The organism is Lysinibacillus canaveralius, from assembly GCF_047301505.1.
Lineage (GTDB): Bacteria > Bacillota > Bacilli > Bacillales_A > Planococcaceae > Lysinibacillus_B.
In genome coordinates, this window is sequence record NZ_CP154840.1 from 3,210,575 (window position 1) to 3,228,382 (window position 17,808).

The 17,808-nt window shown below is 40.3% G+C and carries 15 protein-coding genes; 5 read left to right on the forward strand and 10 right to left on the reverse strand.

From position 1 onward, the window contains the following. Positions 1 to 247 precede the first annotated feature (247 nt). The gene (ezrA, locus tag AA0Y26_RS16235; protein WP_413363118.1) at positions 248 to 1,954 is read right to left on the reverse strand and encodes a septation ring formation regulator EzrA; all 1,707 of its coding nucleotides are present in this window, start codon (positions 1,952 to 1,954) and stop codon (positions 248 to 250) included. A gap of 111 nt (positions 1,955 to 2,065) precedes the next feature. On the opposite strand from ezrA, the gene hisJ reads away from it, so the two are divergent. Next, entirely contained in the window at positions 2,066 to 2,860 is a 795-nt protein-coding gene (gene hisJ, locus AA0Y26_RS16240) for a histidinol-phosphatase HisJ (protein WP_413363120.1), read from the forward strand. A 15-nt stretch (positions 2,861 to 2,875) separates the two neighbouring features. After that, on the forward strand, positions 2,876 to 3,355 hold the full coding sequence (locus tag AA0Y26_RS16245) for a GAF domain-containing protein (RefSeq protein WP_413363122.1): 480 nt from the start codon (positions 2,876 to 2,878) through the stop codon (positions 3,353 to 3,355). A 45-nt stretch (positions 3,356 to 3,400) separates the two neighbouring features. Here AA0Y26_RS16245 and AA0Y26_RS16250 read toward each other — a convergent pair whose 3' ends face one another. Next, complete coding sequence (locus AA0Y26_RS16250; protein WP_413363124.1) at positions 3,401 to 5,269, reverse strand: sensor domain-containing diguanylate cyclase; 1,869 nt, start codon at positions 5,267 to 5,269, stop codon at positions 3,401 to 3,403. A 428-nt stretch (positions 5,270 to 5,697) separates the two neighbouring features. On the opposite strand from AA0Y26_RS16250, the gene rpsD reads away from it, so the two are divergent. Continuing rightward, a complete protein-coding gene (gene rpsD / locus AA0Y26_RS16255) occupies positions 5,698 to 6,300 on the forward strand; it encodes a 30S ribosomal protein S4 (protein ID WP_413368261.1) in 603 nt (200 codons plus the stop codon). 120 nt (positions 6,301 to 6,420) lie between these two features. Here the strand turns inward: rpsD and AA0Y26_RS16260 are convergent, their stop codons facing one another. Next, positions 6,421 to 7,227, reverse strand: coding sequence for a TrmB family transcriptional regulator (locus AA0Y26_RS16260; protein WP_413363126.1), 807 nt, complete (start codon positions 7,225 to 7,227; stop codon positions 6,421 to 6,423). 77 nt (positions 7,228 to 7,304) lie between these two features. On the opposite strand from AA0Y26_RS16260, the gene AA0Y26_RS16265 reads away from it, so the two are divergent. Beyond that, positions 7,305 to 8,075, forward strand: coding sequence for a TSUP family transporter (locus AA0Y26_RS16265; protein WP_413363128.1), 771 nt, complete (start codon positions 7,305 to 7,307; stop codon positions 8,073 to 8,075). Between the two features lie 141 nt (positions 8,076 to 8,216). Here the strand turns inward: AA0Y26_RS16265 and AA0Y26_RS16270 are convergent, their stop codons facing one another. From AA0Y26_RS16270 to tyrS, 6 genes are all read right to left on the reverse strand, one after another. Further along, positions 8,217 to 9,053 (reverse strand): M15 family metallopeptidase, encoded by an 837-nt coding sequence (locus AA0Y26_RS16270; RefSeq protein ID WP_413363130.1) that lies wholly within the window; start codon positions 9,051 to 9,053, stop codon positions 8,217 to 8,219. Beyond that, positions 9,050 to 9,325: a phage holin gene (locus AA0Y26_RS16275; protein WP_413363132.1), complete on the reverse strand. Its 276-nt coding sequence runs from the start codon at positions 9,323 to 9,325 to the stop codon at positions 9,050 to 9,052. Before AA0Y26_RS16275 ends, AA0Y26_RS16270 begins: the two co-directional genes overlap by 4 nt. A gap of 193 nt (positions 9,326 to 9,518) precedes the next feature. Beyond that, the gene (locus tag AA0Y26_RS16280; RefSeq protein WP_413363134.1) at positions 9,519 to 9,761 is read right to left on the reverse strand and encodes a hypothetical protein; all 243 of its coding nucleotides are present in this window, start codon (positions 9,759 to 9,761) and stop codon (positions 9,519 to 9,521) included. Between the two features lie 124 nt (positions 9,762 to 9,885). Next, positions 9,886 to 10,512, reverse strand: coding sequence for a YIP1 family protein (locus AA0Y26_RS16285; protein ID WP_413363136.1), 627 nt, complete (start codon positions 10,510 to 10,512; stop codon positions 9,886 to 9,888). A gap of 74 nt (positions 10,513 to 10,586) precedes the next feature. Beyond that, a complete protein-coding gene (locus AA0Y26_RS16290; protein WP_413363137.1) occupies positions 10,587 to 11,735 on the reverse strand; it encodes a PstS family phosphate ABC transporter substrate-binding protein in 1,149 nt (382 codons plus the stop codon). A gap of 78 nt (positions 11,736 to 11,813) precedes the next feature. Continuing rightward, positions 11,814 to 13,085, reverse strand: a complete 1,272-nt coding sequence (tyrS, locus tag AA0Y26_RS16295; protein WP_413363138.1) for a tyrosine--tRNA ligase — start codon at positions 13,083 to 13,085, stop codon at positions 11,814 to 11,816. Positions 13,086 to 13,649: 564 nt separating this feature from the next. Between tyrS and AA0Y26_RS16300 the strand changes: the two genes are divergently transcribed. Further along, positions 13,650 to 16,586: a transglycosylase domain-containing protein gene (locus AA0Y26_RS16300; protein WP_413363139.1), complete on the forward strand. Its 2,937-nt coding sequence runs from the start codon at positions 13,650 to 13,652 to the stop codon at positions 16,584 to 16,586. A gap of 93 nt (positions 16,587 to 16,679) precedes the next feature. Here AA0Y26_RS16300 and AA0Y26_RS16305 read toward each other — a convergent pair whose 3' ends face one another. After that, positions 16,680 to 17,807 carry an acetylornithine transaminase gene (locus AA0Y26_RS16305; protein ID WP_413368263.1) on the reverse strand — a complete coding sequence of 376 codons (1,128 nt, stop codon included), beginning with the start codon at positions 17,805 to 17,807 and terminating at the stop codon, positions 16,680 to 16,682. Position 17,808: the final 1 nt, after the last annotated feature.

Genomic DNA, 17,808 nt, shown 5'->3' on the forward strand with positions numbered 1-17,808 from the left:
TGAGGGCGTATGCTGATTTATTGTCTAAATAAATCATTGCATTCGCCCTTCTTTATTATATGAATTACAGCTTATTCTACTGTATACCTTTGAGAAAAACCGATCTCCTTATTTCTCGCGGTGCACACCTACCAAAAAAATAAGCTGCTGTTCTTGTTCAAAACAAAACCACCAACACAGGATGTGCGGTGGCTTCTACAATATTTCTATTATAACTGTAAATGGTCCATGATGGTACTAGTAATGCTTATATTTTTGCAGATAAATCTTCCTGTACAAGCACTTCAATCTTTTTAATCGCACCTGGCTCTACCATCTCTACCGCTGCTGCTGCGTCTTCAAGTGCTTTCATATAGCGGAATTGATGGAAGGCTTTTTCCGCCTCCAGCAGCTGTGCATGCATCTCTGGGTTAGAGGCTCTGTAACGATTGCCGTACTGAATGATACGCTCGATCATAATCACGTTCTCTACCATTTCTTCAGCGCGGGCTTTCACATCTGCTATACATTTTTGAGCATTATTTAAATTACTGTTCACCTGTTCCATATTGAGAGGTGTTTCCTGCAAACTTTGCATTACAATGAATAACTGTTCTTCTGCTTCCTCAAGACGAGCATCCATTTCTTCAGGAATACCTGGGATATTTGCTTTTGTCAGCATGCGCTCTGTTGTCTGCAGAAGCTTGCTCAATGAATCAAGTTGACGGCGTGCTGTATTTTCATCAATGCGCAGATTTTTTAGACGTAGAGCAAAGCTCTCCTGCTCTTCATTAATCCGTCCAATTTCTTCGCTAATTTCTTCAAGCTCTTCTTTCAAGCTTGAATAAGCTGATTTTTCCTCCTGGACTCGCATTGATAGAAGATCATATCGTTTATGCAGCACTTCCAGCTGTTTCAGGCAATTACGAGGGATTTCTGCTTCCTTATCAGGCAAACGGTATGTTCGCTGGACATACGTTGCTTCATCGTTTATTTCCCGGGTGATGCCCGTTAGCTTATCAAGCTTTTCACGAACAGGGAAGCAGTGGAGATCTACATACCTTTTTGCTACTACTTCTTTTTCCAGCAGATCATAGAATTGATCAATTTCTTCATTGATCTGATCGATACGCGGCCGTACCTTTTCAATGTCGAGTTCCGCAATTGTCTGCTTCAACATTTCCAATTCTTTTTCGAGAGCTTCTAGATATTCTGTCATTTCTAAATGACGCAAATAGTACTTCTGCTCTTCCATTTCGCGCTGCCCGTTCCTTAACTCGTGGATAGCAGTTGGAATTTTCGTTTGGACTTCCGATAGTAACGTAGGAATCTCGCTTAACAACTCAAAAATCGCCTGTGCTTCCGCATTCAGCGATAAAACAATTTCACGCGCCCGCAGGTAGTTGCCTTCCTCCGTTAATACATCAAACTCCTCGAACTTGGGTGTAAACATTTCAAGACGCTTCTCCAACTGGCCAAGCGCCGATCCGAATGAATGTTGATGAGCTAGAACCGTTTTTCGAGCCGAACGATAATATTCCTTTAACTGTTCCATTTCAATACGATTTTTTTCTTCGCTTCCTATCAGTTCTTCCAATTCAAGCAAGATTTTGAGGCGTGTATTTTCACATTCCTCGATTTTCTTTTCGATTTCCTGTTCGATTTCTGTTGCCTTTTTAAATTTGAATCGGTCTATGTATTCCTCCGCGTCAAAAAGCAGTGCATCGATTTTAATGACATGAACATCTGTCACCTCGACCCAGGCATTACGCCAATTTTCAAAAAGCTCCTCTGTCTGACCGTTCATGTTCAATGTTTTTACTTTCGTAAGCTCTTCGTAGATTGGATAATGCTGGACCTCTAATTTTTCCTTTTCCAGCCGGGCTATTATGGCATTATGCTTTCGTCGGACGAATAGACCGTATGCTAATAATGCTAATAGAACGACTGCAACAATGATGATATACTTTATCATTGTAAGCCCCCTATTCCAAAGTGTCTGAATTGGCTAATGTATCTATAATAATATCATGTTTTTAAGTTTTTGTTTAAACTAATTATCAGGAAATAAAGGAGGCAGATCATTATGAAAAAAGATGGACATATTCATACACCTTTTTGTCCACACGGCACCCCCGATTTATTTGAAGAATATATTGAAAAAGCAATCCAGCATCACTTTACCCATATTTCCTTTACAGAACACGCGCCGCTTCCAATCTTATTTGACGATACGACGCCTGATAAAGATAGCGGTATGAAGGTAGAACAATTACAGGAATACATAAAACAGCTCCAACAATTAAAGTTACATTACAAAAATAAGATACACATTAATATCGGTTTAGAAATTGATTATATTAGCGGCTATGAGAAAGAAATTTCCAATTTCCTGCAAATTTACGGCCCTCAGTTGGATGATGCAATTCTTTCAGTTCATTTCCTTTACTATAAAGGTGAGTACTGCTGCGTCGATTTTTCTAAAGAAGAGTACTTACGTTTTGCTGAAAAAGTAGGAGGTATCCAGGCATTATATGATTTGTATTATGCCACGGTAAAAGATTCCATCCTCACTGATTTGGGTGAATACAAACCAAAACGTATCGGTCATCCGACGCTTATCCATAAATTCCAGCTTGCACATAATGAGCAGATTAACGATGATGAGCAAGTGAAAGAAATTTTGCGATTAATGAAGCAGCACGATTATGAGCTCGATTTTAATAGCGCGGGGTTAAGTAAGCCATTTTGCCAGGAACCTTATCCTGCATATCACTTATTCGACTATGCCAAATCGATTGGTCTTCGCTATACTTTTGGATCCGATGCACATACCGTAAAGGATTTACATCAATATTATGATACAATCTTTACAGATTAACTTTTGGAGGTTTCTATGTTTACAAAAATTCAATATGAAGGCTCGGTTATCGAGCAATATACTATGCTATCTAAACAATTGGATGCACTTTTAACTGGAGAAACAGACCAAATTGCGCATTTGAGCAATGCATCTGCCCTATTAAATGTATTTTTATCTGATATCAATTGGGTTGGATTTTACCTAATGAAGGACGATGAGCTTGTACTTGGCCCGTTCCAGGGATTACCGGCATGTGTACGTATCCCTGTAGGGCGTGGAGTTTGCGGAACAGCTGCCGCAACTAAAGAAACAATTGTTGTAGAGGATGTACACGCCTTTCCAGGACATATTGCTTGTGATGCAGCATCTAACTCAGAAATTGTCATTCCACTAATCAAAAACGATGAAGTAATCGGTGTACTTGATATTGACAGCCCTATTAAAAATCGTTTTTCAGAAGAAGACAAACAGGGTCTAGAGCAATTTGTTACAGTTCTTCTCAAACATATGTAACAACAAAAGCTGTCCCCTGGCTGTATAAGGCCTAAGGGACAGCTTTTATAATTGCATCTGCATTGTTTCATCGAACATACAAACTTGGTTTTTTCCATTATTTTTTGCATTGTATAAGGCAGTATCTGCATATAAGAAAACAGATTGGAAGTCCGGTCTTGCAGCCTTATTCCACGTAATTAAACCAGCAGAAATAGTAACGTGAGGATTTGTCGATTCCGGAATAGCTCCTACGATTTGCTGTGCCATATAGAGGGCTTCATGATTTAAAATATTCGGTACATATACCGACAATTCCTCACCGCCCCACCTTGCACAAATCCCTCGTGTACCAATCATCTTCTTAAGCTGTGTTCCAATTTGAACCAGCACCTCATCACCAACTTGATGTCCATACGTATCATTTACACGCTTGAAGTTGTCTATATCAATCAGCATAAACATACCTGAGTCATCATTTATTAATGATTTTTCTACAAAAGTATCTAAATAACTGCGAGCGAATAAGTTGGTTAAATGATCGCGGTCTACCATATCCTGCAATTGATTACGCAATATCGAATTAGAAATAGCCAATGAAGAATGGTGAATGAGCGATTGCATCAGTTTAAAGCTATCAAAAGAGAAAAAATAAGGATCCCGATGGAGGACAATGCTAAACCCAGTGATACGCTCCTCCATAATGAGAGGGATAGCCATGATGGACTTATATTTTACATTCTCAGCGATCAGTCGGCTAAAATCCGCTATAAACAGAGGGTCCTGTGTATTTTCAAAATGTTTTTGTACATAATCGATATACACTTGTCCTTGAGGGGCAGAAAAAAGTGGTGTACTCGCTTCCGTTATCTCCAGACCTTTTTCATCCTTAAACAAGAAACAAATTTCCATCGGCTGGAATGACTTCATCAGCTGCTTTTGCAAAAATAGCAGCATTTCCTGAATGTCCAATTTCATATTCAAACGATGTGATGTTTCATTAATAAGCTGTAAATCACTGATTAACCGGTGAGACTGATGGTAGAGCTTCGCATTTTCCAGTGCATTGCCGGATGCCTGTGCAAGCATACGAATGAAATCCTTCTGAGCTAATGAAAAGTCATAGGTTGTTGGTGCGCTGACTTGAAGGATTCCGTAAATGGCCTGTCTCCCCTTAATAGGCGCATTTAATAATCGACATCCTAAATCTGTAGCCAGTTCCGTAGTCACTTCCCCTGACACAAAAGCTTCAATTGTAGAAGGACGCTCTGATAAGTAATCGAAAGGTTTAATATTAATGGTTGTTTGCCGGTCCTGATCATTTGATAAAATCAGTTCGACTCCTAAATCCGGGAAATTATCTTTGATCGTAACAAGAACATTTTGCAGTATTTTATCGATATCCATCGTTGAATGAAATAGATCAGTCATATTATATAGCTTACGGTACTGATTTTCTTTTAAGCGAATATCGATCGCTTCCTTTGTAATAGCCGTTAGCCCCGCAAAAACATTCACTAAATCTTCAGTAAATTCATCATTTACAAAAGATCTCCACTTTTCCGTTGCTTTAAATAATAAAATTCCATAAGGCGGCTTTTTGTCTACTTTCAACAGCATCATATGCGACATTTCGCCATAACGCTTTTGCTCATGTAGGAAGTACGGTAGCTCCGTTACTTTCTTGGAAGCAAAGTAAGTATCAAATAGTGCCCATGGAATACCTGCATCTTTTGCTGTATCAATCGTCAATGGCTTTAGCATCTCAGCTTCATATACTAAAACGCAGCATTGATGAATATTGAAGTGTCGATGCAATATTGCTGAAAGCACCTCAAAATATTGATCAAGCATCATACACTTATCCATCGAATTAACGTAAAGGCTCAATATATCAGATTTAATATTCGTTATCATCTGTTGATGTTCATTCATTAAATCACCTTTTCTTTCAACTTAACGAATCAATACTATTAACTTATACCTAAGTATACACCGATTATGTCTATTTGACTATGAAATTTATGGATTTTTTTTCTAAAAAGGACTTGTGAAGCTTGAAAATCGAATAATTTCAATGGTCCTACCTTCTTTTCTTCCAGTGATTCCCTTTATAAGGTAAGAAACTCACTTCTTTCTTGACGCCTTCTCTAAAAAAAGATACAATAGCCTCTGTGTAAAATAAACGCAGCAGTTGTACAACCTTGTTTTGTATTTTATTCCTCCAAAAGTTGGATGGTGTATAAGTAACCTTATCGGCTGCTAAGGCGAACATACGTGAAAATAAAATGCAGATGAGTTTCGGGTATAACTGGTTTTTGTTTTATACAACAAAAAAACCAAATTTGAAGGAGGAGACTAGAATGTCTCGTTATACAGGTCCATCTTGGAAACTTTCTCGTCGTCTTGGTATTTCTCTAAGCGGCACAGGTAAAGAATTAGAAAAACGCCCTTACGCACCAGGTCAACACGGCCCGAACCAACGCAAAAAATTATCAGAGTACGGTCTACAATTACAAGAGAAGCAAAAGCTTCGTCACATGTATGGTATGACTGAGCGTCAATTCAAAAACCTTTACAACAAAGCTGGTAAATTACAAGGTCTACACGGTGAAAACTTCATGATCCTTCTTGAAACTCGCCTTGACAACCTAGTTTACCGTTTAGGTTTAGCTCGCACTCGTCGTGCTGCTCGTCAATTAGTTAACCACGGCCACGTAATGGTTGATGGCAAACGCGTTAACATTCCATCTTACTCAGTGAAACCAGGTCAAACGATTTCTCTTCGTGAAAAATCTCAAAACCTTTCTGTTGTAGGTGAAGCAATCGAAGTAAACAACTTCGTACCAGAATACCTTTCATTTGATGCAGACAACAAAGTAGGTACTTTCGTACGTCTGCCAGAGCGTTCTGAATTATCAGCTGAAATCAGCGAACAATTAATCGTAGAGTTCTACTCTCGTTAATCGTTACGGGATTCCAAACAAAAACCTCCAAGCTATTGCTCTCAATAGCTTGGAGGTTTTTTATTATATTCAGGTAGTCAGTGTCATTCAATAGTTAAATATCCATTTTACTAACAGGTATTAATTTTCTCGGTCCTTCGCTTCTTTTATCTGACTAAAAAATTTTGCTCTTTCTGCCGCTACCCAATCTTCTAAATTATCGTTATTCCTTTGTACTAAGCGGTTCACCAAAACATCATGCCATATATAATCTTCTAGTAAATAAATATGAGCAGCATCATCTGTGTAAAAAGCTGACGGCTCTGCATCCAGTGAAGCACCATAAACCATTTCCTCCCCATCTACCGATAAAATAAACCATTGTTTCGAATTTTTATTCTCAGTGAAATAGGTTAAACGATGCTGATCGAGTGTTTCTAATGGGGCTTTCACATGTAATGTCATACCTTGAATTCGGACATCTTGTGCTGCTTGTTCAATATCTTCACGCAACAATTCATACATCGAGTCCCACATGGAAAGTACGATACGTTTCTTTGCTTTTTTCAATAATTTACGACAATAACTTACTATCATCTCTTCATTTTTTAATACTAGCAATTTTTTTTCTACTTGCTTTTGCTGCTGTTCTAACTTTGTCAGTTCAGCAGTAAGGAAAGACATATTTTGCTGCCATGAATCTGTTGTTTTCTGTAAAAAAATATCGATTGGAATTGGACGATATGTAATTTGATTTGCTACCTCTTCTTTCATCACAAGCCCTTTTTCAGCTAGAGAGTCCAATGTATCATATATACGTGCACGCGGAACTCCAGAATGTTTACTGACTTGATAAGCTGTGGCATGTTGTTGTTGTACAAGGGCGATGTATGCCTTTGATTCATATTCTGTATAACCTAGCTTCTTTAATTGCATGATAATTTCCATCAATTTCACTTCCTGTTCTTTACATGATATGGTTTTATAGTTACTATTATAGTAGTAACCAAGAAAGAAGGATAGCTATGCCGTTTGAATTAGACCCTCAAATTATTTTTGTTTTAATTTTATTTGGTTTTTTAGCCGCATTTATTGATTCTGTAGTAGGAGGAGGAGGGTTAATCTCGCTGCCAGCTCTTCTATTTACAGGCCTTAGCCCGACAGCTGCTGTAGCTACCAACAAACTTGCCGGTACTTTCGGTTCCTTAACATCAACGATTTCCTTTTATCGTTCCGGCACAATTGATTTAAAGCAAATCGGTAAATTTTTCCCCCTTACATTCATAGGAGCTATGGTAGGCGCTTGGGTTGTTACATTAATAGATCCTGCTATATTAAAACCCCTTATGCTTGTCATGCTCGCTGCTGTATTACTTTATACATTATATAAAAAAGATTGGGGAAGCATTTCAACCGTCACAAAATTAACACCTGCTAAGCTCACTCTATTTATTCTAATTATTTTTATGATCGGATTTTATGATGGATTTTTAGGTCCAGGCACCGGCTCATTTTTAATTTTTGCCTTTTTATTATTCGGCTTTGATTTCTTAAAAGCTGCTGGAAATGCCAAATTACTCAACTTTGGAAGTAATATTGCTGCATTACTGATGTTTATTTATTTAGGACAGGTCCAATTTGCTTATGGCTTAATAATGGGGGTCGCACAAATTGCCGGCGCCGTTGTCGGTTCACAATTTGCTATAAGAAAAGGAAGCGGGTTCGTCCGGAAATTGTTTATCATCGTCACTCTCGTCTTGCTTTGTAAAAATACATATGATTATTTCATCCAGTAAGTAACAAGCCCTGTAATTTATAAGCTGAACATTGCACACTTTAATAAATATCTCCATATTTAAAACAGCCAAAAATCCCCATCAGCCTTACCATCAATATGGCAAGATGAGGATTTTTTGTTTTTCACTAAAGACACTTTGTTATACTTTTCGGTTTACATAAGCAGCCAGGAGACTATTAATCTCCCCATCTGTCATTGTATTGATGTTACCAGAATGGTCAATTTTGAAAACTCCCTGTTCATAAGCCCTTTTAAATAAAGCAGCAAGTTCAGCCTTACCTGTCACAGTAAGCGTATTTGAATCTCTTGCGCTGCGCCGCTGTTCAATTGTTAAGAACAAGCCGAATAAGCGATCTCCTGTCATTAAGTTATTTTGAAAATCCTTCAAATGAGAATCTTGGATTATCCCTTCTGTTACAGCCTGTGCCAAGTAAGTTTCCGCGCTTTCCCGTAATGTTGAAGATCCTGGATTAAATAGGGCTCCTTTGTCCATTAGTCCTTCCTCCTCCGTATTGTCCTCTACTATCAGCTGCACTCTCAATTTACTGTTAGATGGCACAATTACCTGCCCCTCTAATTTATATCCATTTGGTATCGTCCATGTATTTTTCACTTCAAAATGGGGGCGGTCAATATTATTTTCCCAGTCCCCTCCCCATGTAATGCCTAATTTTCGTGCAATGGCACCTACCCTACTTAGCAGCGCTGCGTCATATAGGTCAGCCGGGCTGCTGCATGCTATATCCCATGCCAACCGGCTTGTATGGCGGCTTGCTTTGGTCCAGGTTACAATTGGTCCACTTCGTGTTCTTCCTTGCTCATACAAATAGTTTTGGCGTGCCTGCGGTCTATAGGTCTCCGTTACGAAAATATTTTGAATACCTGCCTTATAGCATTCCTGGAATAGCAGGCGGCAAGCTTGCTGCGCTACAGGAAGCAGCTCAGACAGGTCTCTAATAGTTTGGGTTACACTCATTGAAGATCACCCTTTGGTCTGTCATATTGCATAACTTCCTCACTATCACCGACTCCTTTAGTAGTGGGATCAATTAAAAAGCTGGCCACAGACATAATAACCGTAACAAGCAAGTAAGGATTTAGAACTGCTTCTTTTGCTACTTCTAGTACTTTTACCCAAGATGTCAGTTCTTCATTATTAATACCAAAATATACTGCGATCGGTGTGAAAATAGACATAAATAACGCAATATAGAAATAAGGATTTTTCAATCTCAGTTGCCAGTTCATTCTCATATTCTTCCCTCACTTTTTCATAAACTTTATTTTTAACCTCCAGAGTCTATTAAAAAGGAATATTTATCGTTCTAACGCTCACTTACATGTAGGTGAGCATATACCTATCTTATGCATGAACATCTCTATGTCACTGGTTAAATGTCTATTTCACTCTTTATCCCTTTCTTTCAAATATTCCTTTATTTCATTGCCTGCTAGAAGGAACTGATCTTTTTACTGCTGTAAAACATAATTGAAAGATAGGCTTTATTAAAAAGAAAAATAAAGACTTTCTATACCTGTATATACAAAAATGGATAGAAGAGATTTGAGCAACCTCTTCTATCCATTCATTTGCAGCTAAAACTGTAAACGTATCCGGCAAAATTTTTGGCTTCTTCAATAAAACCGGCATGAAACCCCGGCAGGTGATACCATCTAAGTCCATTATGACACCAATACTCTCTGCATCTCTTTATCAGACGAGATACCATTCATTCATGCATTTTTTCTATAGACAATGGTTGGTAAGTGAAATAAAACAGAGCCCAGGAGGAATCCCGGGCTCTGTTTTATAGTAAAAATACTATCGCAGCTCCACCGATAATACCACTAACAAGACTGGCAAGAAGGAATGTGAAGAATGCTCTCCACTTCGAAAAGCCATGTGTCTCTGAGATGGCAATAATCGTCAACACGAAAGTCCATATAGTCGCTAGTAATATAATAAACAGTCCGACATAGGATAAAACAGCCTCTCCTAACGTTCCTGTCCCACCCTCAATGATAAAGAAAGTAGAAGGTGATAGCTGCATCCAGAAAAGCATGATTGGTAAAATCCAAATATATGGAATGATCGTTAGACACATTGCCTGAAACAAAGATTTAAATGTCCCATTCCCTTTTAGTACAGAGCCAACCGCTGAAAGCAAAAACGCTACAATCAAATTTGTGATCATAAAGTACAAGATCCCAGTAATGAAGGAAGAATACACCATCTCCCAAAGTGCAAATTCCGGCTGATATGGTGTACCTGCTAAGGAAGTAAGTCCACTAGCAAAGCCTCCAATAGCTCCCACATAGAGTGCATAAGAAAAACTCTTATGATTGAGCGTATAGCGAATTGTTTCACGCGGATTTGTCACAATCGATAGAATTGGCAGACGGTCTTCGGTTGATAGATGTTGTTGAGCAGTCAAAATTTGTCCTCCTAAAGCTATGTATGAAACTATTATACTAATAATTTCTCTTCTGCGTAAACGTTCACGCACTTTTACTCCTTTACTGATACATAGCCTGCTTTTTCAACAAGCGCTTGCCCTTGTGGTGACAAAATCCAGTCTAGTAGCTTCTGGACGTTTGGATTGTCTGTACCAGCCGTAACCGCATAAAACTCTGAAGCAATAGGATATGTCCCATTCCGGATATTCTCCGTTGAAGGAACAATTCCATCAATCGGCAGAAGCTTAATCTCCTTATTCTTTACCATCTCTGTAGAGTAATAGCGGAAGGTATAGCCAATGGCATTTTTATAATTTTTATATTCCGCTACTTCACTAATGATGCCGCCCATGCCAGATACAACATCCTCCGTCGGTGCCTCCATCAGCGGCACATTCCCCATTAAATTTTGCAAGGCCGTCTGGGACCCGCTATCTTGTGGGCGTTGGAAGGCACGAATATCAACTCTTTCCCCTCCGACTTCTGCCCAATTTGTCACTTTACCGGAATAAATAGCACGAATTTGTTCGATCGTTAGGCTGTCAATTGGATTTTTCTTATTCACAAAGAAGACGAATGCTTCACGGCCAATTGGTGTCAGCTCCAATTTAATTCCTTTGCTTTCAGCCCATTTCATCTGCTGTTCTGATGGGGCAGCAGCAAAAATAATATCCGCTCTTCCATTAAATAAATTTTCATAGGCATAAGGTGTAGTGCTTACCATCACTACCTCCTCTTCAAAATATGCTGGATTTTCCGGATAGACAGCCTGGACAAAAGCCGAATAGAGCGGATACATTGCTGTTGCACCATCTAACACCGGCAAATCCTCTTTCAAAGCCAGTGTCGCTTCTTCATCTAATATCGTCACCGTACTGCCTTCAACAAATGGTGCATATTCATGAATGTTGATGTCGGCCGCGACAGTTCCTATGTTGTCTTCGTACAGCTGCATTACAACAGGGATACCTGTTACAGATAATATCCCCAATGCCACTATACTGGTAATCTGCTTCCTCCTCTTCGTCTTAAAGAAGCCAAAACTGATCATTGTGATGATGACGTATAGTATGGCAACTAAAGAGAAAATAAAATAGCTGTATACCGGCATGAGACCTATGAGGGCGAGTAATCCAAGCGGTACACCTATAAATAACAGCGCTACTGTCCCTAACGTGAATGCAAAAATTTTATCTGCCATTTTCTACCACTCCTTCTTTACCATAATAACGCAAAAAAGGGTGAAGGTGTTTCCTTAAAAACACCTGCACCCTTACTGTTAGTTAAACTTCACCATATGATATTTTTTCTTGCCTCGACGAATGATGGCGAATGCATCCTCTAACCGGTCTTTCCCATCAACCATGTACTCTAAATCCTGTACTTTTTCACCGTTAATGGAAATCGCACCGTTTGTTACATCTTCACGTGCCTGTCGTTTAGAAGATGAAATGCCTGCTTCTACAATTAATTCAACGATATTTTTATCTTCCTTCACCACTTCAACGGAAGGGACACCTGCAAACGCTGTTTTCATTTCCTCTACAGATAATGCTTTTAAATCTCCTGAAAATAGAGCAGCTGTAATACGCTCTGCAGTCGCCAGGCCCTCTTCCCCGTGAATTAACTTTGTCATTTCAGCTGCAAGCGCTTTTTGTGCCTTGCGCAAGTGCGGCTCTTCCTGCACTGAAACCTCTAGCTCTTCAATTTCTGCACGTGATAAGAAAGTGAAGATTTTCAAGTATTTCACAACATCTGCATCCGCAGCATTGATCCAGAATTGATAGAATTCATAAGGAGATGTCTTCTCAGCATCCAACCAAACTGCCCCGCCTGCAGTTTTTCCGAATTTTGTACCGTCAGCCTTTGTAACAAGCGGAATTGTAATTCCAAACGCTTTTGCATGTTCATCGTGCGTTTTACGGATCACTTCAAGACCTGTCGTAATATTGCCCCACTGGTCTGACCCCCCTACTTGAATACGTACATTGTGGTTGTCATATAAATGATTGAAGTCAATTCCTTGGATGATTGTATAGGCAAATTCTGTGAAGGAAATCCCTGAATCAAGTCGGGAAGCGATTGTATCTTTTCCGAGCATGTAGTTAACATTAATTAACTTTCCATAATCACGAAGGAACTCAATCGTACTCATTTTCCCGATCCAATCGTAGTTGTTCACAAGCGTAGCTGCATTGTTAGAATCTGAGTTAAAGTCGAATAGACGCTCTAATTGCTTCTTTAAGCCCTGTACGTTTTTATCGATTTGCTCCACTGTTTGCAGCTGACGCTCTTCAGAACGGCCGGATGGATCTCCTACCATTCCTGTTGCACCGCCAACTAATAATACAGGCGTATGACCTGCCTGCTGGAAACGACGCAATGTCAATAATGGAACGATATGTCCGATATGCATGGAATCGGCAGTAGGGTCTACTCCAACATATAATGATACTTTCTCTTCATTTAACAGCTTTTCCATACCTTCAGCATCTGTTTGCTGATATAGAAGTCCACGCCATTCTAAGTCTTGTAATAATTCGTTCGTCATTTCTTCTCCTCCTACTATACGTTTTATTGACTTTATAACCGGGTATAGTTTAGTAGTATTTCTTTGGTTGGTTAGATTTATTTAGAAAGATGAAATAAGCTGAGAGCATATTTACTCTATTTACACTGTAAAATGGCTTCTCATCTAAGCAAGTGATTTGAAGGGCACATATCGGCCAAAATAAGCTGGTATGCTGCCTTTTCTTGTGCTGGCATTCATAAATCATATACTTTCCTGGACCCAAAAAAGCCCTGCACGCAAATTTGCATGCAGGGACGTTTATACATAACGCGGTACCACCCGGCTTGAAGAAATTATCTTCCACTCAAACCGCCTTAACGCGACGGACACGTTCAAACTCCAAGAACGTAATTCATGTACATGCTTTGACTAGCTTCCACCAACCGCCAGCTCTCTACAACAGGGAACATGTTACACTACTGCAATCTCTTCAATGCTTGAAAACTATACAGACTATTCTACCCAATCTTTTGGCATTGTCAATATATCGCGCCACTATTTCGGAAATATGCTATAATAATTTAGATTTAGGAGGTCGATTAAGTGAAGGAATGGATCGAACAATTAAATGAACGAATTGAGACTTTCGCTAATTCTGAATGGGGCCGTCGTTTGCGCATAACTGGTGGCGTCTTTTGGAATTTAGCTTTATTATTCATTATCTTTTTAGTGACAGCAGGAATATTTGCTGTCTCAGTCGGTGCAGGCTATTTTGCCTCACTAATAAAAGAAGAGCCTCTGCGTTCAAGTGCTGAAATGCGCGAAGAAATATTTAATTATGAGGAAACCAGTGAAATCTATTTTGCGAATGAAATCTACATAGGAAAGCTTCGCACAGATTTAGAGCGCCGCGAAACTTCTCTTTCTGCTGTATCACCGCTTGTTGTGAATGCGGTATTAGCAACAGAAGATGAATATTTCCGGGAGCATAATGGCATTGTGCCAAAAGCGGTCCTCCGCGGACTTATGCAGGATATGACGAACTCTTCAACACAAACAGGGGGTTCGACATTAACGCAGCAGTTGATTAAAAATCAGATTTTAACAAATGAAGTTTCTTATGAGCGGAAAGCAAAGGAAATTCTGCTCGCTATGCGCATCGAACATTTCATGACAAAGGAAGAGATTTTAGAAGCGTATTTGAACATCATCCCTTATGGCCGTAACTCATCAGGTAATAATATTGCAGGAATTGCCACTGCTGCTGAAGGGATATTCGGGGTAAAACCAGAAGAGTTAAATTTAGCACAAGCTGCCTATATTGCGGGGATTCCACAGGCGCCTTTCACATATACACCATTCAAACAAACAGGTGAGCTAAAGGACGAGGCAGGCCTTAAGCCAGGAATCGACCGAATGAAGATTGTGCTATACCGAATGAAAGAAGTCGGTTACATTACAGAAGCTCAGTACAATGAAGCGATGAATTATGATATTACACAGGATTTCCGTGACCCTGTACCTCGGGCTAATGAGATGTACCCTTGGATTACAGCCGAAATTGAAAGCCGCGCCAAAGAGATTATGGCAAAAATATTGGCTGAACGAGACGGCATTGACCCAGAACGTCTTGATGAAGAAGATAAATTAAAAAATAAGTATCTAATTTTAGCAGACCGCGATATTCGTTCTTCTGGCTACAGAATCTATTCAACAATCGATAAAGAAATGTATGACAAGATGAATGAAGCTGCGAGAAACTTTAAGTATTACGGCCATACGTATACAGAAATGACGACAAACGAAGAAGGCGAAGAAGTAGAAGTTCAGATGCCTGTTCAAGTCGGCAGTGTCTTAATGGAGAATTCCACTGGACGAATTATAAGCTTTGTTGGAGGCCGTGACTTCGAACTTAAAGACTGGAACTATGCGACGCAGGCGAAACGTTCCAATGGTTCTACGATGAAGCCGTTACTTGCATACGGACCAGCTCTAGAATACGGAGTTATTGGGGCCGGAAGCCCTGTAGTCGATGTGAAATTCACCCGAAAATCTGACGGCTATAAACCTTCTAACTATAACGAGAATGAAGAGAGAGGCATTATCCCAGCACGTGAGGCGCTAGCACACTCGCAAAACTTGACGGCCTTACGTCTGTATGATTCTATCATTGATAAAAAGCCTGCTACATTCCTTGAAAAGCTAGGCTTCTCCAGTCTGACGCAAGGAGACTATGTCAACTTAGCCACTTCCATCGGTGGTCTTGAAAATGGTACAACAGTTGAAGAAAATACAAACGCATACGCTGCCTTTGCGAATAGCGGCCAGTTCATCGATGCCTATATGATTGATAAAATTGTCGATCTAGATGGCAATGTTATTTATGAACATAAAGTGGAAGCAACACCTGTATTTAGCGAAGAAACATCTTATATGATTACTGATATGATGCGGGATGTTTTTGAATATGGTACGGGTACACGCGCGAAGAGTATGCTGAAATTCTCCGGAGATTTTGCCGGAAAAACTGGTACTTCACAAGAATACCGTGATGTATGGCTTGTTGGCTATAATCCTAATGTGACGCTTGGTGTATGGATGGGCTATGATAAACAACGAACATTGAATACATTCAACAGCACATACTTCCAGCCAAGTACACGTGTTAATATGATGTGGGCAACATTAATGAACGCAGCCTACGATGTTAATAGAGAGCTTGTCGGTACACAGGAACAGTTCCAAAAACCTGCTGGTGTCGTGAATGCTTCCTTCTGCGGCATTTCAGGGCGGGCTCCGTCTGCTGCTTGTTCAAATGCAGGACTTGTACGCTCTGATTTGTTCAATCGGGCATTCTTACCGGGTGGTGCTGATGATAGCTTCTCATCTGGCTCTCCAGTTGTTGAAATCGACGGCAAGTACTATCGGGCCCTGTCCTCTACGCCTTCTGAATTCATTACAGGAAGCGGATTTGGATTAAATGCTGACTTTGCTAAACGTATGCTAGGACGTCTGGGCGGTGATCCTTCTAAATTATTACCAAACAACTCCTCGTTAAGTGCAACAGCTTTAAGCGGAGCTGCATTTAATGCAGACGGTGCTCCACCTGCTGCTGTATCTGCTTCGTTAAACGGCAGTACGTTAAGCTGGTCAAAGTCAGGTTCAAATGATGTAGTAGGTTACCGGGTATATAATGTGACAGGCGGCTCACGTTCACTTGTGACTTCTGTTCGCAGCTCAGGCGGTCGCAGTATTACTGTTACGCCGGGTACTTCTTACGTGGTAGTAGCTGTAGATATTACCGGTTTGGAATCTGGAGCATCAAATGTAATAGCAGGGGAAGCACCAGAACCTCCTGAACCGGCAGAACCATCTGTCCCTGACTATACAGATCCAAGCGGGGAAAATCCGAATGGAAATGGCGAAAACAACGGCAATACCCCAGATAATGGGGATGGAAATGGTGAGGGTGAATCAACCGACTCTGATGTCGATAGTGACAATGGGGATGGAAATACACCACCACAAACGAACGGTTAAAAAATGCCGGACAGGATTACAACTGTCCGGCGTTTTTATATCTCCTAAAACAAACAAGAAAGCGTCGGCCCTTTAAAGGGCCGACGCTTTTGCTTATTTAACTATTACTGATTTTAAAATTTTTACAGCTTCATCAATTTCCTCTTTCGAGACAGTCAGCGGTGGAAGCAGACGGATTACATGTGGCCCTGCTGCAACTGTCAGCAGCCCTGCCTCGTCTAAGGCCGCTACATAAGGAGCTACTTCTTCTCCCCAGCCTACACCAAGCATTAATCCTTTACCATTTACCTTTACATGTGGTAACTCCTCTTTCAGCTTGTTGACGAAGTAGGCAGATTTTTCTTTTACAGTTTCCAGGAATTCATCGTTGAATACTTCTCCCAGTACTGCCTGCGCTACTGCCACTCCTAGCGGGTTCCCTCCGAAAGTAGTACCGTGCGTACCAGCACTGAATGTGTCGAACAATTCCGCTGTACCTAAAATACCACCAATAGGGAATCCTCCTCCAAGCCCTTTCGCCATCGATACGATATCCGGCTTTAATACCGTCTGTTCGAATGCAAAACGTGTACCAGTACGTCCAACTCCAGTCTGTACTTCGTCTACGATCAATAACACATCTGTCGATTGATGAATTTCACTGATTGCTGCCGCAAATTCATCAGTTACTGGATTTACGCCGCCTTCCCCTTGAATCAGCTCAAGCATAATTGCCGCCGTCTCTCCATCAACTGCTGCCTTCAAAGCTTCAACATCGTTGAACGGCAAAGTAACAAACTCACTTACAAGGGGGCCGAATCCATTGCGGACCTTATCCTGGCCTGTGGCGCTCATTGCGCCAAATGTACGTCCATGGAATGACTGCTGGAAGACGATAATTTTATGTTTTCCAGTATGTTTTCGTGCCAGTTTTATCGCAGCTTCATTTGCTTCAGCTCCACTATTACAGAAGAATGCATGGGATAAGTGAAGGTCTTCTACTAATGTTTCTGCGAGCTTTTCTTGGCCGGGACTTTGAAACAGGTTACTAATATGCCATAATTTCTCGCTTTGCTCCTGAATTGCTTTCACTAATACAGGATGCGCATGACCTAAAGCACATACGGCAATACCGCTTGTAAAATCTAAATAACGCTTGCCAGTCGAATCGAATACTTCCGTTCCTTTTCCCTCTACAATGGCAATTGGTCGTCTTGCATAGTTTTGAAATAATGCACCCATC